This window comes from Blastococcus sp. SYSU DS0552 (genome assembly GCF_054050815.1).
The window spans coordinates 1-17,231 of record NZ_JBJHAB010000029.1 but is presented as its reverse complement, the minus strand read 5'-3'; the positions used below and the strand labels follow the sequence as shown (position 1 = coordinate 17,231).

At 73.7% G+C, this 17,231-nt stretch carries 14 protein-coding genes; 6 read left to right on the top strand and 8 right to left on the bottom strand.

Features of this window, described 5'->3' with window-relative positions:
- Positions 1–159: 159 nt before the first annotated feature.
- A complete protein-coding gene (locus ACI8AG_RS19640) occupies positions 160–786 on the top strand; it encodes a hypothetical protein (RefSeq protein ID WP_456598360.1) in 627 nt (208 codons plus the stop codon).
- The gene (locus tag ACI8AG_RS19635) at positions 783–2,264 is read left to right on the top strand and encodes a glycosyltransferase family 2 protein (protein ID WP_456598359.1); all 1,482 of its coding nucleotides are present in this window, start codon (positions 783–785) and stop codon (positions 2,262–2,264) included. Before ACI8AG_RS19640 ends, ACI8AG_RS19635 begins: the two co-directional genes overlap by 4 nt.
- A 48-nt stretch (positions 2,265–2,312) precedes the next feature.
- Here the strand turns inward: ACI8AG_RS19635 and ACI8AG_RS19630 are convergent, their stop codons facing one another.
- From ACI8AG_RS19630 to ACI8AG_RS19600, 7 genes are all read right to left on the bottom strand, one after another.
- The gene (locus ACI8AG_RS19630; RefSeq protein WP_456598358.1) at positions 2,313–3,269 is read right to left on the bottom strand and encodes a VWA domain-containing protein; all 957 of its coding nucleotides are present in this window, start codon (positions 3,267–3,269) and stop codon (positions 2,313–2,315) included.
- A complete protein-coding gene (locus tag ACI8AG_RS19625; RefSeq protein WP_456598357.1) occupies positions 3,266–4,285 on the bottom strand; it encodes a DUF58 domain-containing protein in 1,020 nt (339 codons plus the stop codon). The genes ACI8AG_RS19630 and ACI8AG_RS19625 overlap by 4 nt, the downstream gene beginning before the upstream one ends.
- Complete coding sequence (locus ACI8AG_RS19620; protein WP_456598356.1) at positions 4,282–5,568, bottom strand: AAA family ATPase; 1,287 nt, start codon at positions 5,566–5,568, stop codon at positions 4,282–4,284. Before ACI8AG_RS19620 ends, ACI8AG_RS19625 begins: the two co-directional genes overlap by 4 nt.
- Before the next feature lie 280 nt (positions 5,569–5,848).
- The gene (locus ACI8AG_RS19615) at positions 5,849–7,192 is read right to left on the bottom strand and encodes a C40 family peptidase (protein WP_456598355.1); all 1,344 of its coding nucleotides are present in this window, start codon (positions 7,190–7,192) and stop codon (positions 5,849–5,851) included.
- Positions 7,193–7,418: 226 nt separating this feature from the next.
- Positions 7,419–8,954, bottom strand: coding sequence for a long-chain-fatty-acid--CoA ligase (locus ACI8AG_RS19610; RefSeq protein ID WP_456598354.1), 1,536 nt, complete (start codon positions 8,952–8,954; stop codon positions 7,419–7,421).
- A gap of 161 nt (positions 8,955–9,115) precedes the next feature.
- Positions 9,116–9,874, bottom strand: a complete 759-nt coding sequence (locus ACI8AG_RS19605) for an SIR2 family NAD-dependent protein deacylase (RefSeq protein WP_456598353.1) — start codon at positions 9,872–9,874, stop codon at positions 9,116–9,118.
- On the bottom strand, positions 9,871–10,857 hold the full coding sequence (locus tag ACI8AG_RS19600; protein ID WP_456598352.1) for a phosphatase PAP2 family protein: 987 nt from the start codon (positions 10,855–10,857) through the stop codon (positions 9,871–9,873). The genes ACI8AG_RS19605 and ACI8AG_RS19600 overlap by 4 nt, the downstream gene beginning before the upstream one ends.
- 274 nt (positions 10,858–11,131) lie before the next feature.
- Between ACI8AG_RS19600 and ACI8AG_RS19595 the strand changes: the two genes are divergently transcribed.
- Genes ACI8AG_RS19595 through ACI8AG_RS19585 form a run of 3 tightly spaced genes read left to right on the top strand, consistent with a single transcriptional unit; the run spans position 11,132 to position 15,550 of the window.
- On the top strand, positions 11,132–13,990 hold the full coding sequence (locus tag ACI8AG_RS19595) for an aconitate hydratase (protein WP_456590359.1): 2,859 nt from the start codon (positions 11,132–11,134) through the stop codon (positions 13,988–13,990).
- The gene (locus ACI8AG_RS19590) at positions 13,990–14,745 is read left to right on the top strand and encodes an SDR family oxidoreductase (protein WP_456590358.1); all 756 of its coding nucleotides are present in this window, start codon (positions 13,990–13,992) and stop codon (positions 14,743–14,745) included. Before ACI8AG_RS19595 ends, ACI8AG_RS19590 begins: the two co-directional genes overlap by 1 nt.
- 58 nt (positions 14,746–14,803) lie before the next feature.
- A complete protein-coding gene (locus ACI8AG_RS19585) occupies positions 14,804–15,550 on the top strand; it encodes a sirohydrochlorin chelatase (protein ID WP_456598351.1) in 747 nt (248 codons plus the stop codon).
- Positions 15,551–15,720: 170 nt separating this feature from the next.
- On the opposite strand, the gene ACI8AG_RS19580 is transcribed toward ACI8AG_RS19585, so the two are convergent.
- Positions 15,721–16,686: an FUSC family protein gene (locus tag ACI8AG_RS19580; RefSeq protein ID WP_456598350.1), complete on the bottom strand. Its 966-nt coding sequence runs from the start codon at positions 16,684–16,686 to the stop codon at positions 15,721–15,723.
- A 121-nt stretch (positions 16,687–16,807) separates the two neighbouring features.
- Between ACI8AG_RS19580 and ACI8AG_RS19575 the strand changes: the two genes are divergently transcribed.
- Positions 16,808–17,194 carry a DUF2267 domain-containing protein gene (locus tag ACI8AG_RS19575; protein ID WP_456598349.1) on the top strand — a complete coding sequence of 129 codons (387 nt, stop codon included), beginning with the start codon at positions 16,808–16,810 and terminating at the stop codon, positions 17,192–17,194.
- Positions 17,195–17,231 lie beyond the last annotated feature (37 nt).

Below are 17,231 nucleotides of genomic sequence, written 5' to 3'. Positions count from 1 at the left end.
CCCAGCGTCACCCGGAGGGCGGACGCCGTTCGTCCTTTCGGGCACGAGCGGCTCTCCTCCCGGTTTCGCTCCCTACTGTCCGTGACGGACGCAGCCGGGGGGACGAGCGCCACCGATCGACCCTCCGCGCGGTCATCCGACTGACCACGGGGGGAAACCATGGGACGACGCACGCTCCGGTCCGGCGCCGCCGCGACCGGCGTGACCATCGCGCTGCTGGCCGGGACGACGGGGTGCACCTTCCCCGACGTCTCGATGAGCCCGGGCCTCTCCGGAGGGGACGCCGCCGCGGTGGCGACGCCCGCGGTGGACGACGGCACCGAGGCCGCCGAGCCGCAGGAGCCCGTGCGCCCCGCCGGCGACCTGGACACCGGCTCGGTGACGCACACCCTCGCCGCCGGCGACCGGACGGTCGTCATCGACTACTGGACCGAGCAGGACGCGGCGTCCTGGACCGCCTCGGATGCGAAGACTGTGCAGCTGGCCGCGCACGTCGAGGGCGGCAGCACCACGGTGACCGTGCTGGTCACCCGCTTCGCGGCGACCACCGACGACGGCACCCAGCGCACCGTGGCCGCCGAGGACCGCGGCGAGTTCGCCCTGACACCGCCGTTCACCTACGCCACCGCCTTCACGCTGCCCGACGTCTCGGCCACGGCGACGACCGTGACCCTCTCCGTCCAGTTCGACCTGCTGGTCGAGACCACGCCCGGCTCCGGGCGTTACTTCCGCCAGACCGTGCTCGACCAGCTCGAGCTCCCGCTACTCGAGGAGGACTCGCTGTGACCGAGGTGGTCCTGCACGGCATGCGCCGTGCCACCGACCGCGTCCACCTGCTGGCCCGCAGCGGTCAGGAGGTCGTCGACGTCAGCTCGCTCGTGCCCGACGAGTTCGGCGGCGGCCAGGCCCACCACGAGCGCCGGCACGCCACCATCAGCTGCATCATCCCGGCCTACAACGAAGAGGCGACGATCTCCGACGTCCTCACCTCGCTGCTGTCGCAGACCCGGCCGCCGGACGCCATCCACGTCATCATCAACAACACCGACGACGACACCCCCGAGATCGCCCGGGAGTACGCCGGCGAGCACCTGAGGGTGGTGAAGGGCGAGGCCTTCCACACCGTCGTGCACGTGCACGACATCGGTGAGAACCCCGACAAGAAGGTCGGCGCCCTCAACTACGGCTACTACGTCAGCCGCGGCCACGACTACATCCTCGGCGTCGACGGCGACACCACGCTGGACCGCCGGTGCGTGGAGTGGCTGGAGAAGGAGATGGTCACCGACCCGCGCATCGGTGGGCTGTCGGCGATCTACACCTTCGACAAATCCCGGGTGAAGGGCGCGATGGCGCGCTTCCTGGTCGCCGGCCAGCGCGCCCAGTTCGCCGGCTTCAACATGGACAACCTGGTCCGCGGCCGGAACATGGCCGTCCTCGGCGGGCAGTGCAGCCTCTTCAGCGTCCGCGCTCTCGAGACGGTCATGTACCGCAACCACCAGGCCGCACCCTGGGTGCGCGACTCGGAGGTCGAGGACTCCAAGCTGTCGCTGCAGATCAAGGACGCCGGCTTCAGCACCAAGATCAGCGCGCACGCCCGGGCGTTCGTCGGGCCGATGACCACGCTGCGGGCGCTGCACGGGCAGCAGGTGAAGTGGAACTTCGGTGGCATCGACCTGCTGTGGCCCGGTCAGCGGGGCGACACCAAGGGGCAGCCGCTGCACCCGAACCTGCGGCTGCGCTGGTACGAGAACGTCTCGATGGTGTTCAACATCGGCACCCGCATGTCGTTCCTGCTGCTGCTCGCGGCGGCGCTGTCGATCGACGCGTTCGTGTTCAACCCGGTGTGGCTGATCCCGCCGATCGTCGCAACCTTGCTGAACCTGCGGATCGCCGCTTCCATGCACGACAAGAGCGCCTCGGACATCTTCTACGCGCTGCTGTTCGCCCCCGCCGAGCTGTACATGTGGATCCGCATGGGCCACTTCATGAGCGCGTGGGTGCAGTTCTTCGCCCGCGTGGAGAAGGACAACTGGGCCGCCCAGGCCGCCGCCGAGCGCGGCCGCGGATCCGCCTACGTGATGCCGGCGCTGTGCGCGGCGGTCACGTTCGCCGTCCTGATCTTCGCCTGGAGCCAGCAGAGCATCGCCGTCCAGTCGGCGATCCTCTCGATCGGCTGGCCCGTCCTCTACCTGGTGACGGTCCTGCAGACGCTGTTCATGCTGAAGAAGCTGGTCCGCCGCCAGCGGGGCTTCTCGGTCTGAGGGAGCGCCCGTCCCCGCGCGGGCAGCGCGTCGGCACGGGGCCTCCGCTCACACCAGGCGGTTGGTCCAGAGCAGGCTGAGGACGGCGCCGAGCAGCACGACCAGCACGCCGGCCCGCACGAACCAGGGGCTGATGTCCTTGGGCTCGGTGGTGTAGCCGATCTGGCTGCCCAGGTCGCTGTAGACCTCCTCCAGCTCCTCGACGCTGGCGGCCTCGCTGAAGCTGCCGCCCGTCTCGTCGGCGATCCGCTCCAGCGCCGCCCGGTCCACCGGCACCGGCACCCGCTCGCCGTCGATGTCGAGGGTGCCGTAGTCGGTGCCGAAGGCGATCGTGGAGACGGGCACCCCCGCGGCGCGGGCCGCCTCGATGGCCTGCGAGTCGTCGCGGCCGACGGTGGTGGTGCCGTCGGACAGCAGCACGATGCGCGCCGGTGGGCGTTCCTCGCCGCTGGTCTCCAGGGACGCCTGGAAGTTCTGGATCGCCGCCAGCGAGGTGAAGATCGCCTCGCCGATGGCCGTGGCCTCGGCGAGCTCCAGGTTCTCGATGGCGATGGCCACCTGCCCCCGATCGGTGGTGGGCGGCACCACCGTCGTCGCGGTGCCGGCGAAGGTCACCAGACCCAGGTTGATCCGCTCGGGCAGCACGTCGACGAACTCGGTCGCCGCCCGCTGCATCGCCCGGAACCGCGTCGGCTCGACGTCCTCCGCCTCCATGGACAGGGAGACGTCGACGGCCATGATCACGGTCGCCCGCTCCCGTGGCACCTGCACCTCGGTGCTCGGCACCGCGAGGGAGACGACGAGGGTCGCCAGGCCCAGGGCGACCAGCCCGAACGCCAGGTGCCGCTTCCAGCCGGGCCGCTTCGGGACCAGCGAACTCAGCAGCGAGACGTTGGTGAATCGGGCCGCGTACGCCTTGCGCCGCAGCTGCAGCACCACGTAGACCGCCACCAGCGCGGCGACCACGAGCAGGGCCAGCAGCCACCACGGTGACTGGAAGGTCATCGGGAGGCCCCTCCGCTGCCGGCACGCCGGCGGTCGGCGACGAAGCGGACGACGTCCATGAGCCAGTCACGGTCGGTCCGCAGTTGCAGGTGGCCGGCCCCGGCCCGGCGCAGCGCCGCGGCCACGCCGGCCCGCTGGGCGGCGGCGCCCTCGGCGTACCGGGCGCGGAACTCGGCGTCGCCGGTCGGCACCTCGAGGGTCTGACCGGTCTCGGGGTCCACGACGGTGAGCAGCCCCACGTCGGGCAGCTCCAGCTCGCGCGGGTCGAGGACCTCCACGGCCAGCAGGTCGTGCCGGGTGCCCAGCGCCCGCAGCGGGCGCTCCCAGTCGCTGTCGCCCAGGAAGTCGGAGATCACCACGACCAGGCCCCGCCGGCGCGGCGGGCGGCGCAGCGTCTCCAGCGCCGCGGCCAGGTCGCCGCGGCGGCCGCTGCCCGCCCGCGGCGTGGCCACCACCGAGCGGAGCAGCCGCTCGGCAGCCAGCCGGCCCGGCATCGCCGGGTACCGGTCCACCCGCTCCCCCGTGGTGACGACCGCGCCCAGCCGGTTGCCGCCGTGCACCGTGAGGTGCCCGACCGCGGCCAGCCCGGCGATCGCGAGGTCGCGCTTCTGGCAGTTCGCGGTGCCGAAGTCCAGGCTGGCCGAGAGGTCGACCACCGCCCAGGTCTCCAGCTCGCGGTCGGCGATCGTCTCCCGGACGTGCGCCACCTGGGTGCGGGCGGTCACCGGCCAGTCCATGCGGCGCACGTCGTCGCCGGGGTGGTAGGTCCGGGAGTCACCGGCCTCGCTGCCCGAACCGGGGACCAGCCCCAGGTGGTCGCCCTGCAGCAGGCCGTCGAGCCGGCGGCGCACGGTGAGCTCCAGCCGGCGCAGCAGCACGTCGGCCGGCCCGTCGGTGAAGCGCGGCGGCGCCCCGTCGTCCCCGCTCCCCGAGCCGGGCGCCGCCGCGTGCAGCAGCAGCCCCGGGTGCTCGGGCGCGACCGACGGCGGCTCCTCCCGGCGACGGCGGCCGATCACGTCCGCTGCGACCCGGGTGTGGCGCCGTTGCCGCCGTGCTGCGGCGCGGCCGCACCGCCGTGATCACCGTGCGGCTGCTGACCGGGCCCCTGGGGCCCCGGGCCGTACTGCGGCCCGCCCGGCGCCTGCGGGCCGTGCTGACCCCACGGCGCCCCCTGCGGCATGCCCTGCGGTGGCCCGAAGAACGGCCCGCCCGGGCCCGGCGGGACCGACGGCCCGCCCGGCGCACCCGGTCCGCCACCCGAGGCGCCCTGCCGGGGCGCCACCTGCGGCAGCGGGACCGTCTGCACGATCCGCTTGACGATGTGGTCGGCCGGCACGCCGTCGGCCAGCGCGTCGTAGGACAGCACCAGGCGGTGGCGGAGGACGTCGGCGGTGACGTCGAGGACGTCCTGCGGGAGCACGTAGTCCCGGCCGCGCACCAGCGCCAGGGCCCGGCTGGCCGCGATGAGCCCGAGCGAGGCGCGCGGGCTCGCGCCGTAGGACACCCACGTGGCGACGTCGTCCATGCCGTGCTCCCGCGGCGACCGGGTCGCCACCACCAGGCGGACGACGTAGTCGACGAGGGCGTGGTGCACGAATACCTCGGAGGCCGTGCGCTGCAGCCGGCGCAGCTCGTCGGGGCCGAGCACCGTCTCCGGCACCGGGGGCCGGGAGCCCATCCGGTAGATGATCTCGCGCTCCTCCTCGGTGCTGGGGTAGTCCACCAGCACCTTCATGAGGAACCGGTCGCGCTGGGCCTCGGGCAGCGGGTAGACGCCCTCGGACTCGATCGGGTTTTGGGTCGCCAGCACCAGGAACGGGTCGGGCAGCGGGTGGGTGACCCCGCCGATGGAGACCTGCCGCTCGGCCATGACCTCCAGCAGCGCCGACTGCACCTTCGCCGGCGCCCGGTTGATCTCGTCGGTGAGCAGGAAGTTGGCGAACACCGGGCCGAGCTCGGTGTCGAACGTGTCCTGGCCGGCCTTGTAGATGCGCGTGCCGATGATGTCGGCCGGCACCAGGTCGGGGGTGAACTGCAGGCGGGAGAAGGTGCCGCCCACGACGGTCGCCAGCGTCTCGACGGCGAGGGTCTTGGCGACGCCGGGCACGCCCTCGAGCAGCACGTGCCCCCGCGCCAGCAGCGCGACCAGCATCCGCTCCACCAGCCGGTCCTGCCCGACGATGACGCGCTTGATCTCGAACAGCACCCGCTCCAGGCGGGCGGCGTCGACCGACGGCGGCACCGGCGCCTGCGGGGAGGTGGGCAGGCTCTCGGTCGGTGTGCTGGCAGCGCTGGACACGTGGCTCCCTGGTCGGCCGGGCCGCGACCACCCGACTCGGGCAGGCCGTCGACGGGGCGCGGTGTCGTCCCGGCCCCCGCCCAGTGTCCTACACCGGCGGGGCGGGCCGCCGGAACGCCGACAGCCGCCCGCGGGCCGCTGTCGCACCGCCGCAGGCGGGGCGCGCAACTCCCTGCCCGGCGACCGCGCGGACTGCTAGCCTGACCGTGCGTCGGGCAGCTCCCCCCGTGGCTGCCCGACGCCTTTCTCTGCCTCGTGCCCGGTCCCCGCCGGCGGCGGCTCAGGCGCTCGGTCGCACCGCGCCGAAGTACGTGCTGCTCGAGGTGCGTGCTGCCGCGATGGTCACGTGCTTCCCGCGGTCCGGCGCCTCGATCACCTGCCCGCCGCCGATGTAGATCGCCACGTGGGTGATCGACATGTAGTCGCTCCGGTCCCCGCCCCAGAAGAGCAGGTCACCGGGCTGCAGATCGGCGAGCGCCACCTGCTTGGTGCGGTTGAGCCACCACTGGTCCCGGCTGGTCCCGCCGATGGCGATGCCGGCCCGGGCGTAGGCGTACTGGGTGAGGCCGGAGCAGTCGAAGCCGAAGACCGCGGTGTCCGGCGCGATCCCGTTGCTCGGGCCGTTGCTCCCGCCGCCACCCCACGAGTAGGGCACACCGAGCTGGGAGCGCGCCGCGGCGATCGCCACCGCGGCCGCCGACGCCGACGGGGCACCGGCCGAGCCGCCCGGGGAGCGAACGGGCGACGGGCCGGACGGCGCGGGGGTGGCCACCGGCGGCGTGGGGGTGGCCACCGGCGGGGCGTGGGTGGCCTGCGGCGCCGGCGCGGGGGCGCGAGCGGCGGAGTCCTGCGCGGCGGCCTCCCTCGCGGAGGCGGCCTGCGCTGCGGATCGAGCCCCCTCCAGGCCGTAGAGGACCTGCTGCGCCTGCTGGAGCTCGGCCTGGAGCTGGTCCTCCTGGGCGTCCAGCGCGTCGGCCTGGCGGCGGGCCGACACCTCCTGGGACTGCGCGCTCGCCAGCAGGTCGGCCGCCTGCTGCTGGACTGCGGCGGCCTGCGCCGCGGTCTCGTCGGCGACCTCGCGGGCGCCCGCCGCCTGCACCTCCAGGACCGTCAGCTCGGCGACGACCTCCGTGCGGTTGGCGCCCGCGGCTTCCAGCAGCGCCGAACGCTCGATGAGCTCGGCCGGACCGCTCGAGCTGAGCAGCGCGGTGATGCCCGGAGAGGTGGAGCCCTGCATGTAACTGGCCCGCGCGAAGGAGGCGACGTCGTCGCGTCCCTGCTGCAGGTCGGCGGCTGCCCGGGCCGCCGCGGCGGCCGCGGCGTCGGCGGCGTTCCTGGCCGCGTCGTACGCCGCCTGCTTGTCCTCGTAGTCCTGCAGCGCGATCAGCGCCCCCTGGTGGGCGGCCTCGACCTCGGCCCGCGCCTGCGCCAGCTGGGCGCCGATCTCCCCGACCCGGGTGGCGGCATCGGCCTTCGCCCGCTCCGCCGCGCTCAGCTCGGCGGCGCTGGGCGACCGCGGCGCGGCGCCGGCCGACGACGGGGTCAGGCCGATCGCCACGGCGGCGACGAGCAGCGCGACCGCCGCCCGCAGCGCCGTCCGGCCGTTGCCGCGCCCGCCCCTCACGCACGGGGAACCGGTACCACCGTCCCGCACCGTGCCCATCCGCGTCCCGCTGCCCACGACCTGCCTCTTCCCGACGTCCGCGGGACGCCCGGACGGGCGCCCCGTGGAGGCATCGGACGGCACCGCAGCACCGTTGAGGAGGTCTCACCCGCACGGGTGAGAACACCCGAGCGGGTGACGACGGCCCCGCGCTCGGGCCCGCGCGGCGCGGGCCCGAGCGTTGCGCTCAGTTCACCCGGCGCTCGGCACCGGCCCAGAAGTCCTCGCGCAGCTTGAACTTCTGGATCTTGCCGGTGGCGGTGCGGGCCAGCTCGTCGCGGAACTCCACCCGCTTCGGCGCCTTGTACCCCGCGAGCCGGGCCTTGCAGTGGGCGATGATGTCGGCCTCGGTGGCCTGCTCCCCCTCGGCGAGCACCACGATCGCGGTCACCATCTCCCCCCACTTGTCGTCGGGGATCCCGATGACGGCGACCTCGGCCACCGCCGGGTGGCTGAAGACGACGTCCTCCACCTCGATCGAGGAGACGTTCTCCCCGCCGGTGATGATCACGTCCTTCTTGCGGTCGGAGATGATGACGTAGCCCTCGTCGTCGATGCTGCCGCCGTCCCCGGTGTGGAACCAGCCGCCCTCGAGCGCCTCCGCCGAGGCGTCGGGGTTCTCCCAGTAACCGGCCAGCACGGTGTTGCTGCGCGCCAGCACCTCACCGCTGTCGCTCACCGTCATCCGGGTCCCGATCGACGGCACGCCGGCGCGCGACAGCCGCTTGGCCCGCTCCTCGGGGTCCAGCCCGTCGTACTCGGCGCGCGGCCGGTTGATGGTGAGCAGCGGCGCGGTCTCGGTCAGGCCGTAGATCTGGTTGAACTCCCAGCCCAGCTCGGCCTCGACGCGGGCGATCGTCCGCGACGGCGGCGGCGCCCCGGCGACGATGATCCGCACCCGGTCGCGCCCGGGCACCTCGCCGTCCCAGTCGGCGGCGGCCTCCAGGACGGCGTTCCAGACCGCCGGGGCCCCGGCCATGATCGTCACGCCGTGCTGCTCCACCCGGCGCAGGATCTCGGCGCCGTCGACCTTCCGCAGCACCACCTGGCGGGCGCCGACCCCGGCCATGGCGTACGGCAGGCCCCAGCCGTTGCAGTGGAACATCGGCAGGGTGTGCATGTAGACGTCGCGGTCGCTGATCTGCATGTGCATGCCGAAGGTGACCGCGTTGACCCAGATGTTGCGGTGGGTCATCTGCACCCCCTTGGGGCGGGCGGTGGTGCCGCTGGTGTAGTTGATCGTCGCCGTCGCATCCTCGTCCGGCTCCGACCACGGCCGCGGCTCGCGGTCGAAGCGCAGCAGCTGCTCGTACTCCTCCCCCGTGCCGAACCGGTGCTCGGCGCGCACCCCCTTGAGCGACGTCTCCAGCTCCGGGTCGACCAGCAGCACCCGCGCACCGGAGTGCCCGACGATGTACTCGACCTCCTCGGGCTGCAGCCGGAAGTTGATCGGCACCGCGACCCGGCCCGACGACGGCACCGCCAGCAGCACCTCGAGCAGGCGGGCGGAGTTGTGGCTGACGATCGCCACCCGCTCCCCCTCGGCGATGCCGAGCGCGTCGAGCCCGGCCTGCAGCGCGCGGCCCCGCCGGGCCACCTCGCGGTAGGTGACGTCGCCGAGCGACGGCGCGGGCTGCGCCGGTTCGTCGACGATGCCGACGCGGTCGCCGTAGACCAGCTCCGCGCGGTCGAGGAAGTCGCGAGTGGTGAGGGCGACGCGCATGCCGGCTCCCGGGGTGCAGGGCCGGAGCAGGCCGGCCGGTCCAACGTGGTCCCCGTCACGTTATCGGTCGGCAGGGAGGACGACGAGCGGTCGCCGTCGACGATCAGGCGACCTGATCGTGGAGCGTCCTCCCGCACCGTGCACCGTGAGGGAGGACGCCGTCAGCCGGCCGCGACCAGCCTCGGCAGCGCCGTCCCGATCGGCTCGCGGACGACGAGATCGGCGACGTCGTCGTACGGCGTGGGCTCCGCGTTGACCACCACCACGCGGGCCCCGTGCCGCACGGCGACGTCGACGAGCCCCGCCGCCGGGTGCACCTGCAGCGAGGTCCCGACCGCGAGGAACACGTCGCAGTCACCGGCGGCCGCCACCGCGGCGTCGACCACCGCCGGCTCCAGCAGCTGCCCGAAGCTGATCGTCGCCGACTTCAGGATGCCCCCGCACGACCGGCAGGGCGGATCGGGCTCCCCCGCGGCCACCCGGTCCAGCGCCTCCTGCATCGTCGTGCGTTCCCGGCAGCCCAGGCACTCGACCTCGTGGACGGTGCCGTGGATCTCCACCACCCGGGCCGGGTCGGAGCCGGCCGCCTGGTGCAGCCCGTCGACGTTCTGGGTGACCAGGGCGCGCAGCCGGCCCTGCCGCTCGAGGTCGACCAGCGCGGCGTGCCCGGCGTTGGGGCGCACGTCGAGCGCGCCCATGTCCCGCCGCATCAGCCAGGCCCGGCGCCGGATGTCGGGATCGGCCACGTAGTACGACAGCGTCACCAGCTTCTCCGCGTCCGGATCGCGCGTCCAGACGCCGTTCGGGCCCCGGTAGTCGGGGATGCCGCTGTCGGTGGAGATGCCCGCGCCGGTGAGGACGGTGATCCGGGAGGCGGCGGTCAGCCAGCCGGGCAGGGGTTCGGGGACGACGTCGGTCACGCCCGCAACGGTAGGGCCGCACGACCGGCGCCCGCGCGCACCAGCCGCCCGGCCGGGGGCGCCAGCAGCACGACGGCGCAGGCGTAGGCGGCCCCGAGGAGCGTGTCGACGACGTAGTGCTCCCCGGACCACACCAGGACCACCGGCATGAGCACGGCGTAGGCCACCAGGCCGGCCCGCTGCCAGGCGTGCCGGGCCGAGGGCATCAGCACGACGCACATGAGGACGGCGAAGGCGGTGTGCAACGAGGGGACCGCGGCGACGAGGTTGACCTGCCCCTGGCCGGTGTCCAGCAGCACCCCGGCGCGGGGCAACCCGAGGACGGCCCAGCCGGCGCTGCTGATCCGCTCGACCGGCTCGATCACCCCCTGCTTGGCGGCCAGCCAGGGCGGGGCCGCCGGATAGAGCACGTAGGTGACGAGCCCGGCGAGGGACAGCGCCACGACCAGGCGGGCACAGCGCACCCAGCGCTCGCGGTCGCGCAGCCACAGCACCGCCAGGACCACGGGGGTGACGACGAAGTGGCTGCTGTAGACCAGCGTCGCCAGGGCCTTCCACCAGTCGGCCTGCACGTGCTCCTGCAGCCACACGGTGGGCAGCACCCCGCCGGTCAGCCACCGGTCCGCGTCGGCCACCTCACGGACGTGCACCGGCATGCCGAGCCCGTCGGCCAGCCCCCGGGTCGCGTCGTACGCCAGCAGCACCGCCACCAGCGGCAGCCAGTCCACCAGCAGCCGCACCAGGCGGCGCCAGCCCTGGGTGACCGAGGTGACGGCCAGCCCGGCCAGCACCCAGCCCAGGAGGACCACGCGGTCGGTGGGCAGGCCGCGCACGGCGCAGGTGAGCACGAACGCCAGCAGCAGGCCCGCCCAGAGAACGGCGGCGACCAGGCGGGCGCGGCCCGAGGCCCCGGCGACCGCGGTCGTCGGCACCGCTGTCGGGGCCGCCGCGAGGGCGGGTGCTGCTGGGGCGACCGCGGTCATGGCGCGGGACGCTAATCGCGCGGACCGGCCGGGAGCAGGCGGCCGCGAACGGCACGCCGTCCGCGCGGGTTCGGTGGGACCGCTGCGGCGGTAGCGGCGGGAGGGACGCAGTCGCGGCCCGTTCCCCCAGCAGCGGCCGCCGGTGTTTCGCCGACCGTGACGCGGGTCACGAGGTGAGGGAAGGGTCGCCTGACTCGGTGGTCCCGGCTACGAACTGGGATGATCGGGGGTGGTCAACGAAGCGCGATGAACCACGAGGGGTAGGCGCAGAGCAGTGGCAGCCAGCAAGGACAGCTTCGGAGCCCGGGCGACGCTCGACGTCGACGGCACCGAGTACGACATCTACCGGCTCGACGCGGTGGAGGGCGCGGAGAAGCTGCCCTTCAGCCTGAAGATCCTTCTCGAGAACCTGCTGCGCACCGAGGACGGCGCGGACATCACCGCCGACCACATCCGGGCGATCGCCAACTGGGACCCGTCGGCCGAGCCCGACCAGGAGATCCAGTTCACCCCGGCCCGCGTGGTCATGCAGGATTTCACTGGTGTCCCCTGCATCGTCGACCTCGCCACCATGCGCGAGGCGATGGCAGAGCTGGGCGGCGACCCGCAGAAGATCAACCCGCTCGCCCCGGCCGAGCTGGTCATCGACCACTCGGTGATCGCCGACATCTTCGGCACCGAGGACTCGTTCCAGCGCAACGTCGAGATCGAGTACGAGCGCAACGGCGAGCGCTACCAGTTCCTGCGCTGGGGCCAGGGCGCCTTCAGCGACTTCAAGGTCGTCCCCCCGGGCACCGGCATCGTCCACCAGGTCAACATCGAGCACCTGGCCCGGGTCGTCTTCCCGCGCCCCGAGGGCGACCGCGTCATCGCCTACCCCGACACCTGCGTCGGCACCGACTCGCACACCACGATGGTCAACGGCCTGGGCGTGCTGGGCTGGGGCGTCGGCGGCATCGAGGCCGAGGCCGCGATGCTCGGCCAGCCGGTCTCGATGCTCATCCCGCGCGTGGTCGGCTTCAAGCTCTCCGGCCAGCTCCCGGACGGCGCCACCGCCACCGACCTCGTGCTCACCATCACCGAGATGCTGCGTGAGCACGGTGTGGTCGGGAAGTTCGTCGAGTTCTACGGGGAGGGCGTCTCGGCGGTACCGCTGGCCAACCGCGCCACGATCGGCAACATGAGCCCGGAGTTCGGCTCCACCGCGGCGATGTTCCCCATCGACCAGGAGACCATCACCTACCTGAAGCTGACCGGCCGCTCCGAGGAGCAGGTCAAGCTCGTCGAGGCCTACGCCAAGGAGCAGGGCCTCTGGCACGACCCGTCGCGCGAGCCGGCCTTCTCCGAGTACCTCGAGCTGGACCTCGCCACCGTCGTCCCGTCGATCGCCGGGCCCAAGCGCCCGCAGGACCGGGTGGCGATCACCGAGGCGAAGCCGGCGTTCCGCACGTCGCTGGCCGACTACGTGGCCGACGACGAGACCGGCGGCGAGGACCGCAAGCCCGGCGTTCCCGGTCACGAGCAGCCCTACGGCGTCGAGTCGGCGGCCGACGAGGCCTCGGCCGAGTCCTTCCCGGCCTCCGACCCGGTCAGCCCGTTCGCGCACGGCAACGGGGAGGCCGGCAAGCCGAACCACCAGGTCATCCCCGACCGCGTCCCGGACCGCCCGTCCAAGCCCACCCGGGTGGTCATGGAGGACGGCACGGAGACCTACGTCGACCACGGGCACGTCGTGATCGCCGCGATCACCTCGTGCACCAACACCTCCAACCCGCAGGTGATGATCGGCGCCGCGCTGCTGGCGAAGAACGCCGTCGAGCGCGGGCTGACCAGCAAGCCGTGGGTGAAGACGACGCTGGCCCCCGGGTCCAAGGTCGTCATGGACTACTACGAGAAGGCCGAGCTCACCCCGTACCTGGAGAAGCTGGGCTTCTACCTGGTCGGCTACGGCTGCACGACCTGCATCGGCAACTCCGGCCCGCTCCCGGAGCCGGTGAGCCAGGCGGTCAACGAGGCCGACCTCGCCGTGGTCTCGGTGCTCTCGGGCAACCGGAACTTCGAGGGCCGGATCAACCCCGACGTCAAGATGAACTACCTGGCCTCGCCGCCGCTGGTCATCGCCTACGCCCTGGCCGGCTCCATGGACGTCGACCTGAACAACGACCCCCTGGGCACCGACGCCGACGGCAACGACGTCTTCCTGCGCGACATCTGGCCCTCCCCGCAGGAGGTCCAGCGGGTCATCGACCACGCGGTGTCCGCCGAGCAGTTCGGCCGCAGCTACGAGGACGTGTTCGCCGGCACCGAGCAGTGGCAGAACCTGCCCACCCCGACCGGCGACACCTTCGAGTGGGCCGAGGACAGCACCTACGTCCGGCGTCCTCCGTACTTCGACGGCATGCCGGCCGAGCCCGCCCCGGTCGAGGACATCGCCGGCGCGCGCACCCTGGCGGTGCTCGGTGACTCGGTGACCACCGACCACATCTCGCCGGCCGGTTCGATCAAGGCCGACTCCCCCGCCGGGAAGTACCTGCGCGAGCACGGTGTGGACCGTCGCGACTTCAACTCCTACGGCTCGCGCCGCGGGAACCACGAGGTGATGATCCGCGGCACGTTCGCCAACATCCGGCTGCGCAACCAGCTGGTGCCGGGCACCGAGGGTGGCGTCACCAAGAACCACCTGACCGGCGAGACGACGACGATCTACGACGCCTCCCGCGCCTACATCGACGCCGGCATCCCGCTGGTCGTGCTGGCCGGCAAGGAGTACGGCTCGGGCTCGTCGCGCGACTGGGCCGCCAAGGGCACCGCGCTGCTCGGCGTCAAGGCCGTCATCGCCGAGAGCTACGAGCGCATCCACCGCTCGAACCTCATCGGCATGGGCGTGCTGCCGCTGCAGTTCCCCGAGGGCCAGAACCGCGAGTCGCTCGGCCTGACCGGCGACGAGGAGTTCACCATCACCGGGATCACCGCCCTCAACGACGGCGAGATCCCGCGCACGGTGAAGGTGAAGGCGGGGGACGTGGAGTTCGACGCCCGCGTCCGCATCGACACCCCCGGCGAGGCGAACTACTACCGTAACGGCGGGATCATGCAGTACGTCCTGCGCTCGCTGCGGGGCTCTGCCGCCTGATGGACCTGGGCCTGGGTGGTCGCGGATACCTGCTCACCGGCGCGAGCCGGGGGCTGGGGTTCGCGACCGCCCGGGCCCTCGTCGACGACGGGGCCCGGGTGCTGGTCAGCTCCCGCTCCGCCGACTCCGTGGACGCCGCCGTCTCCGCCCTGGGGACGGCGGCATCCGGCGTCCCGGCCGACCTCGCCGACCCGGACACCGCCGAGCACCTGGTCTCCTCGGCGCTCGAGCGGCTGGGGCGGGTCGACGGCGCGCTGATCTCAGTCGGTGGGCCGGCCCGGGGGCAGGTGCTGGAGACGACGGAGGCCGACTGGCGGGCCGGGGTGGAGAACGTCCTCCTCGGTCCGCTGCGTCTGGTCAGGGCGCTGGTCCCGCACCTGGCCGAGGGGGCGTGCATCGGGTTCGTCCTCTCCACGTCGGTCCGGCAGCCGATCGGCCACCTGGCCATCTCGAACGGCCTGCGCCCGGGTCTGGCCATGACGGCCAAGGCGCTGGCCGACGAACTCGGGCCGAAGGGGATCCGCGTGGTCGGGCTGATGCCGGGGACCATCGCCACCGACCGGATCACCGAGATCGAAGCGGCATCCCCGGATCCCGCCGCCATGCGGGCCCGGACCGAGGCCTCGATCCCCCTCCGCCGGGTCGGGCGACCGGAGGAGTTCGGCCGGGTGGCGGCGTTCGCCCTCTCCCCCGCCGCCTCCTACCTGACCGGGACGATGATCGCCGTCGACGGCGGCGTCACCCGCGCGCTGTGATCGCACCCGACCACCGCACATGTGTGCTCATCGGGCCATCCCCGGTCCGGACACCCCGATGAGCGCACAGTCGCAGGCGCCCGTCCTGGTGGCCTGCGCCCACGGCACCCGCAACCCCACCGGCCGCCGGCTGATCGCCGAGCTGGCGCTGGCCGCGCGCCGGCTTCGTCCCGGCCTGGTCACCACCGCGGCGTTCGTCGACGTGCAGCCCCCGACGGTCGTGGACGTGGTCGCCGAGCTGGCGGCCGCCGGTCGCCCCGCCGTCGTCGTCCCGCTGCTGCTCTCCGGCGGCTATCACGTGCACGTCGACATCGCCGGCGCCGTCGCCGCCGCGGAGTCCGCCGTCGCCGCCCGGCCGCTGGGGCCCGACCCCCGGCTGGCCGAGGTGCTGCTCGCCCGGCTGGTCGAGTCGGGCGCCGACCCGGCCGACCCGTCGACCGCGGTCGTCCTGGCCGCCGCCGGGTCCAGCGACTCCCGGTCGGTGGCCGACGTCGAGCGCACGGCCGCCCTCCTCCAGGCGTCGTGGGCCGGGCCAGTGACGACCGGCTACGGCTCCGCCGCGCAGCCGCCGGTCCCCGTCGCGGTGGCGGCTGCCCGCGAGGGCGGGGCCGGGCGCGTCGTCGTCGCCTCCTACCTGCTGGCTCCCGGGCACTTCCACGACAAACTGGGCGGCGCCGGGGCCGACGCCGTCACCGCTCCCCTACTGCCCGACGAACGGATCGCCGCCGTCCTGCTGGACCGCTACGACGCGGCGACGCACCCACCGGCCGGCCGCGCCCCCGACCTGACTGCCCGGTCCGGCTAGCGGGGGTCCTCGACCGGCCGCCCCCGGTCCTCCTCCTCGGCGAGCTCCTGGGGGACGACTGCGGCCAGGCAGCGGCGGATCCCCTCCACCACGCTGCTCGCGGTGAACAGGTCGTCGTCGGTCTTCTGCCTCGCTTCGCGCAGCTGTTCGGCGAGGCGGTGCAGCTCCTCCTAGCCCCGCCGGGTCGCCGCCGGGTCCGCGCTCTGCCCGTCGATGGTGCGCAGCACCGCCGCGAGCTGGTCCAGTGCTGCGGCGGCGGGTGGGCGCAGGTCCGGCCCCAGCGCCACGCGTCGGTGCTCGGCCACCTCGGTGTCCGCGATGAGCTGGGTCAGGTCCTCCACCAGGAAGGCCAGGCTCTCCAGTGCGCGCGCCTGCGCGTAGAGCCGGTCGGCGTCCTGCTGCCGGCGACGCAGGCGCGGGTTGCCGTACCGCGCCTCGTGGGCCTGGCGCAGCGCGGATCGCATGCCGTCCAGGACCGGATCGATCCGGCGGATCCTGTCCCGCCACTCGTGCCGCGAGGGCGGGTGGTCCTGCTGCAGACCGTCCGCCAGCTCCTCCAGCTGCCCGATCAACGTCTCCCGCAGCTGCGCCACGGCCCGCTGGGCGGGGGCCAGGGTCAGCGGCGGGACTGCGGCGGTGACGCCCAGCCCGATGACCGCGCCCAGCAGGACCAGTCCGGCGTAGGCGACGACGTAGCCCAGCGGATCCCCACCGCCGAAGATGAGCACGAACAGCGCCGACGTCGGCACCCAGCTGCTGGCCCCACCGAGCACCCGCCAGCCGCCGAGGATCGTCCCGAGGCACACGACGAGGCCGATCGCCACCAGGTTCGGGACGCCGAGCTGGCCCACCGCCACCCCCAGCACCGCGCCGGCGACGATGGCCAGCAGGACCTGCGCCGATTCCCGGGCGGAACCGACCAGGGTGACCGACGAGGTGACGACGGCGCCCAGCGGCGCGTAGAACGGGTAGTCCACAGCCGGCCCGGGGAGCAGTTGGGCGACGGCCCATGCCACCGAGGCCGCCACCCCGGTCTTGAGCGCGAGCACAGTGCGCGGCCGCTCCTCGAGGGCCGCGAGCACCCGCCCTTCACGGCCGCCTCGAGCCACGCCGCCGCCACGTCGCGAGTCGGTCATCCCGCCATGGTCCCGCGCCGGCCCGCGGCGACGGCGCCCCGCCCCGACTGCGTGGTCGGGTGGTTGCTCCGCCGCGAGCGGGTAGGCCTCGGACGCAGGTCGCGTACGGAAGGAGGCAGTGATGAAGGCGCACGAGTTCTACGCCAAGGTCCGCGAGCGGGGCGGCTACGAGAGCGTCGAGGAGGCGCAGCGGATCACCACGATCGTCCTCGGGCTGCTGGGCGAGCGGCTGGTCGGTGGCGAGAGCAAGGACCTCGCCGCGCAGCTCCCGGTCGAGCTCCAGCCGCCGTTGACCGAGGCGGGCGAGACCGCCGCCGGGATCGGCGTCGAGCAGTTCCTCTCCCGGGCCGCCCAGGCGCTCGGTGCCTCCGAGGAGACCGCCACCTGGGACGTGAGCGCCGTCCTCTCGACGGTGGCCGAGGCCGTCACGGGTGGCCAGCTCAACCAGGTCCTCACCCAGCTCCAGCCGGGTTACGCCGCTCTCTTCGGCAAGCCCGACCTGGCCTGACCGCCGCGTGGCGACCCCGCCCCCGCGGGGTCGCCAC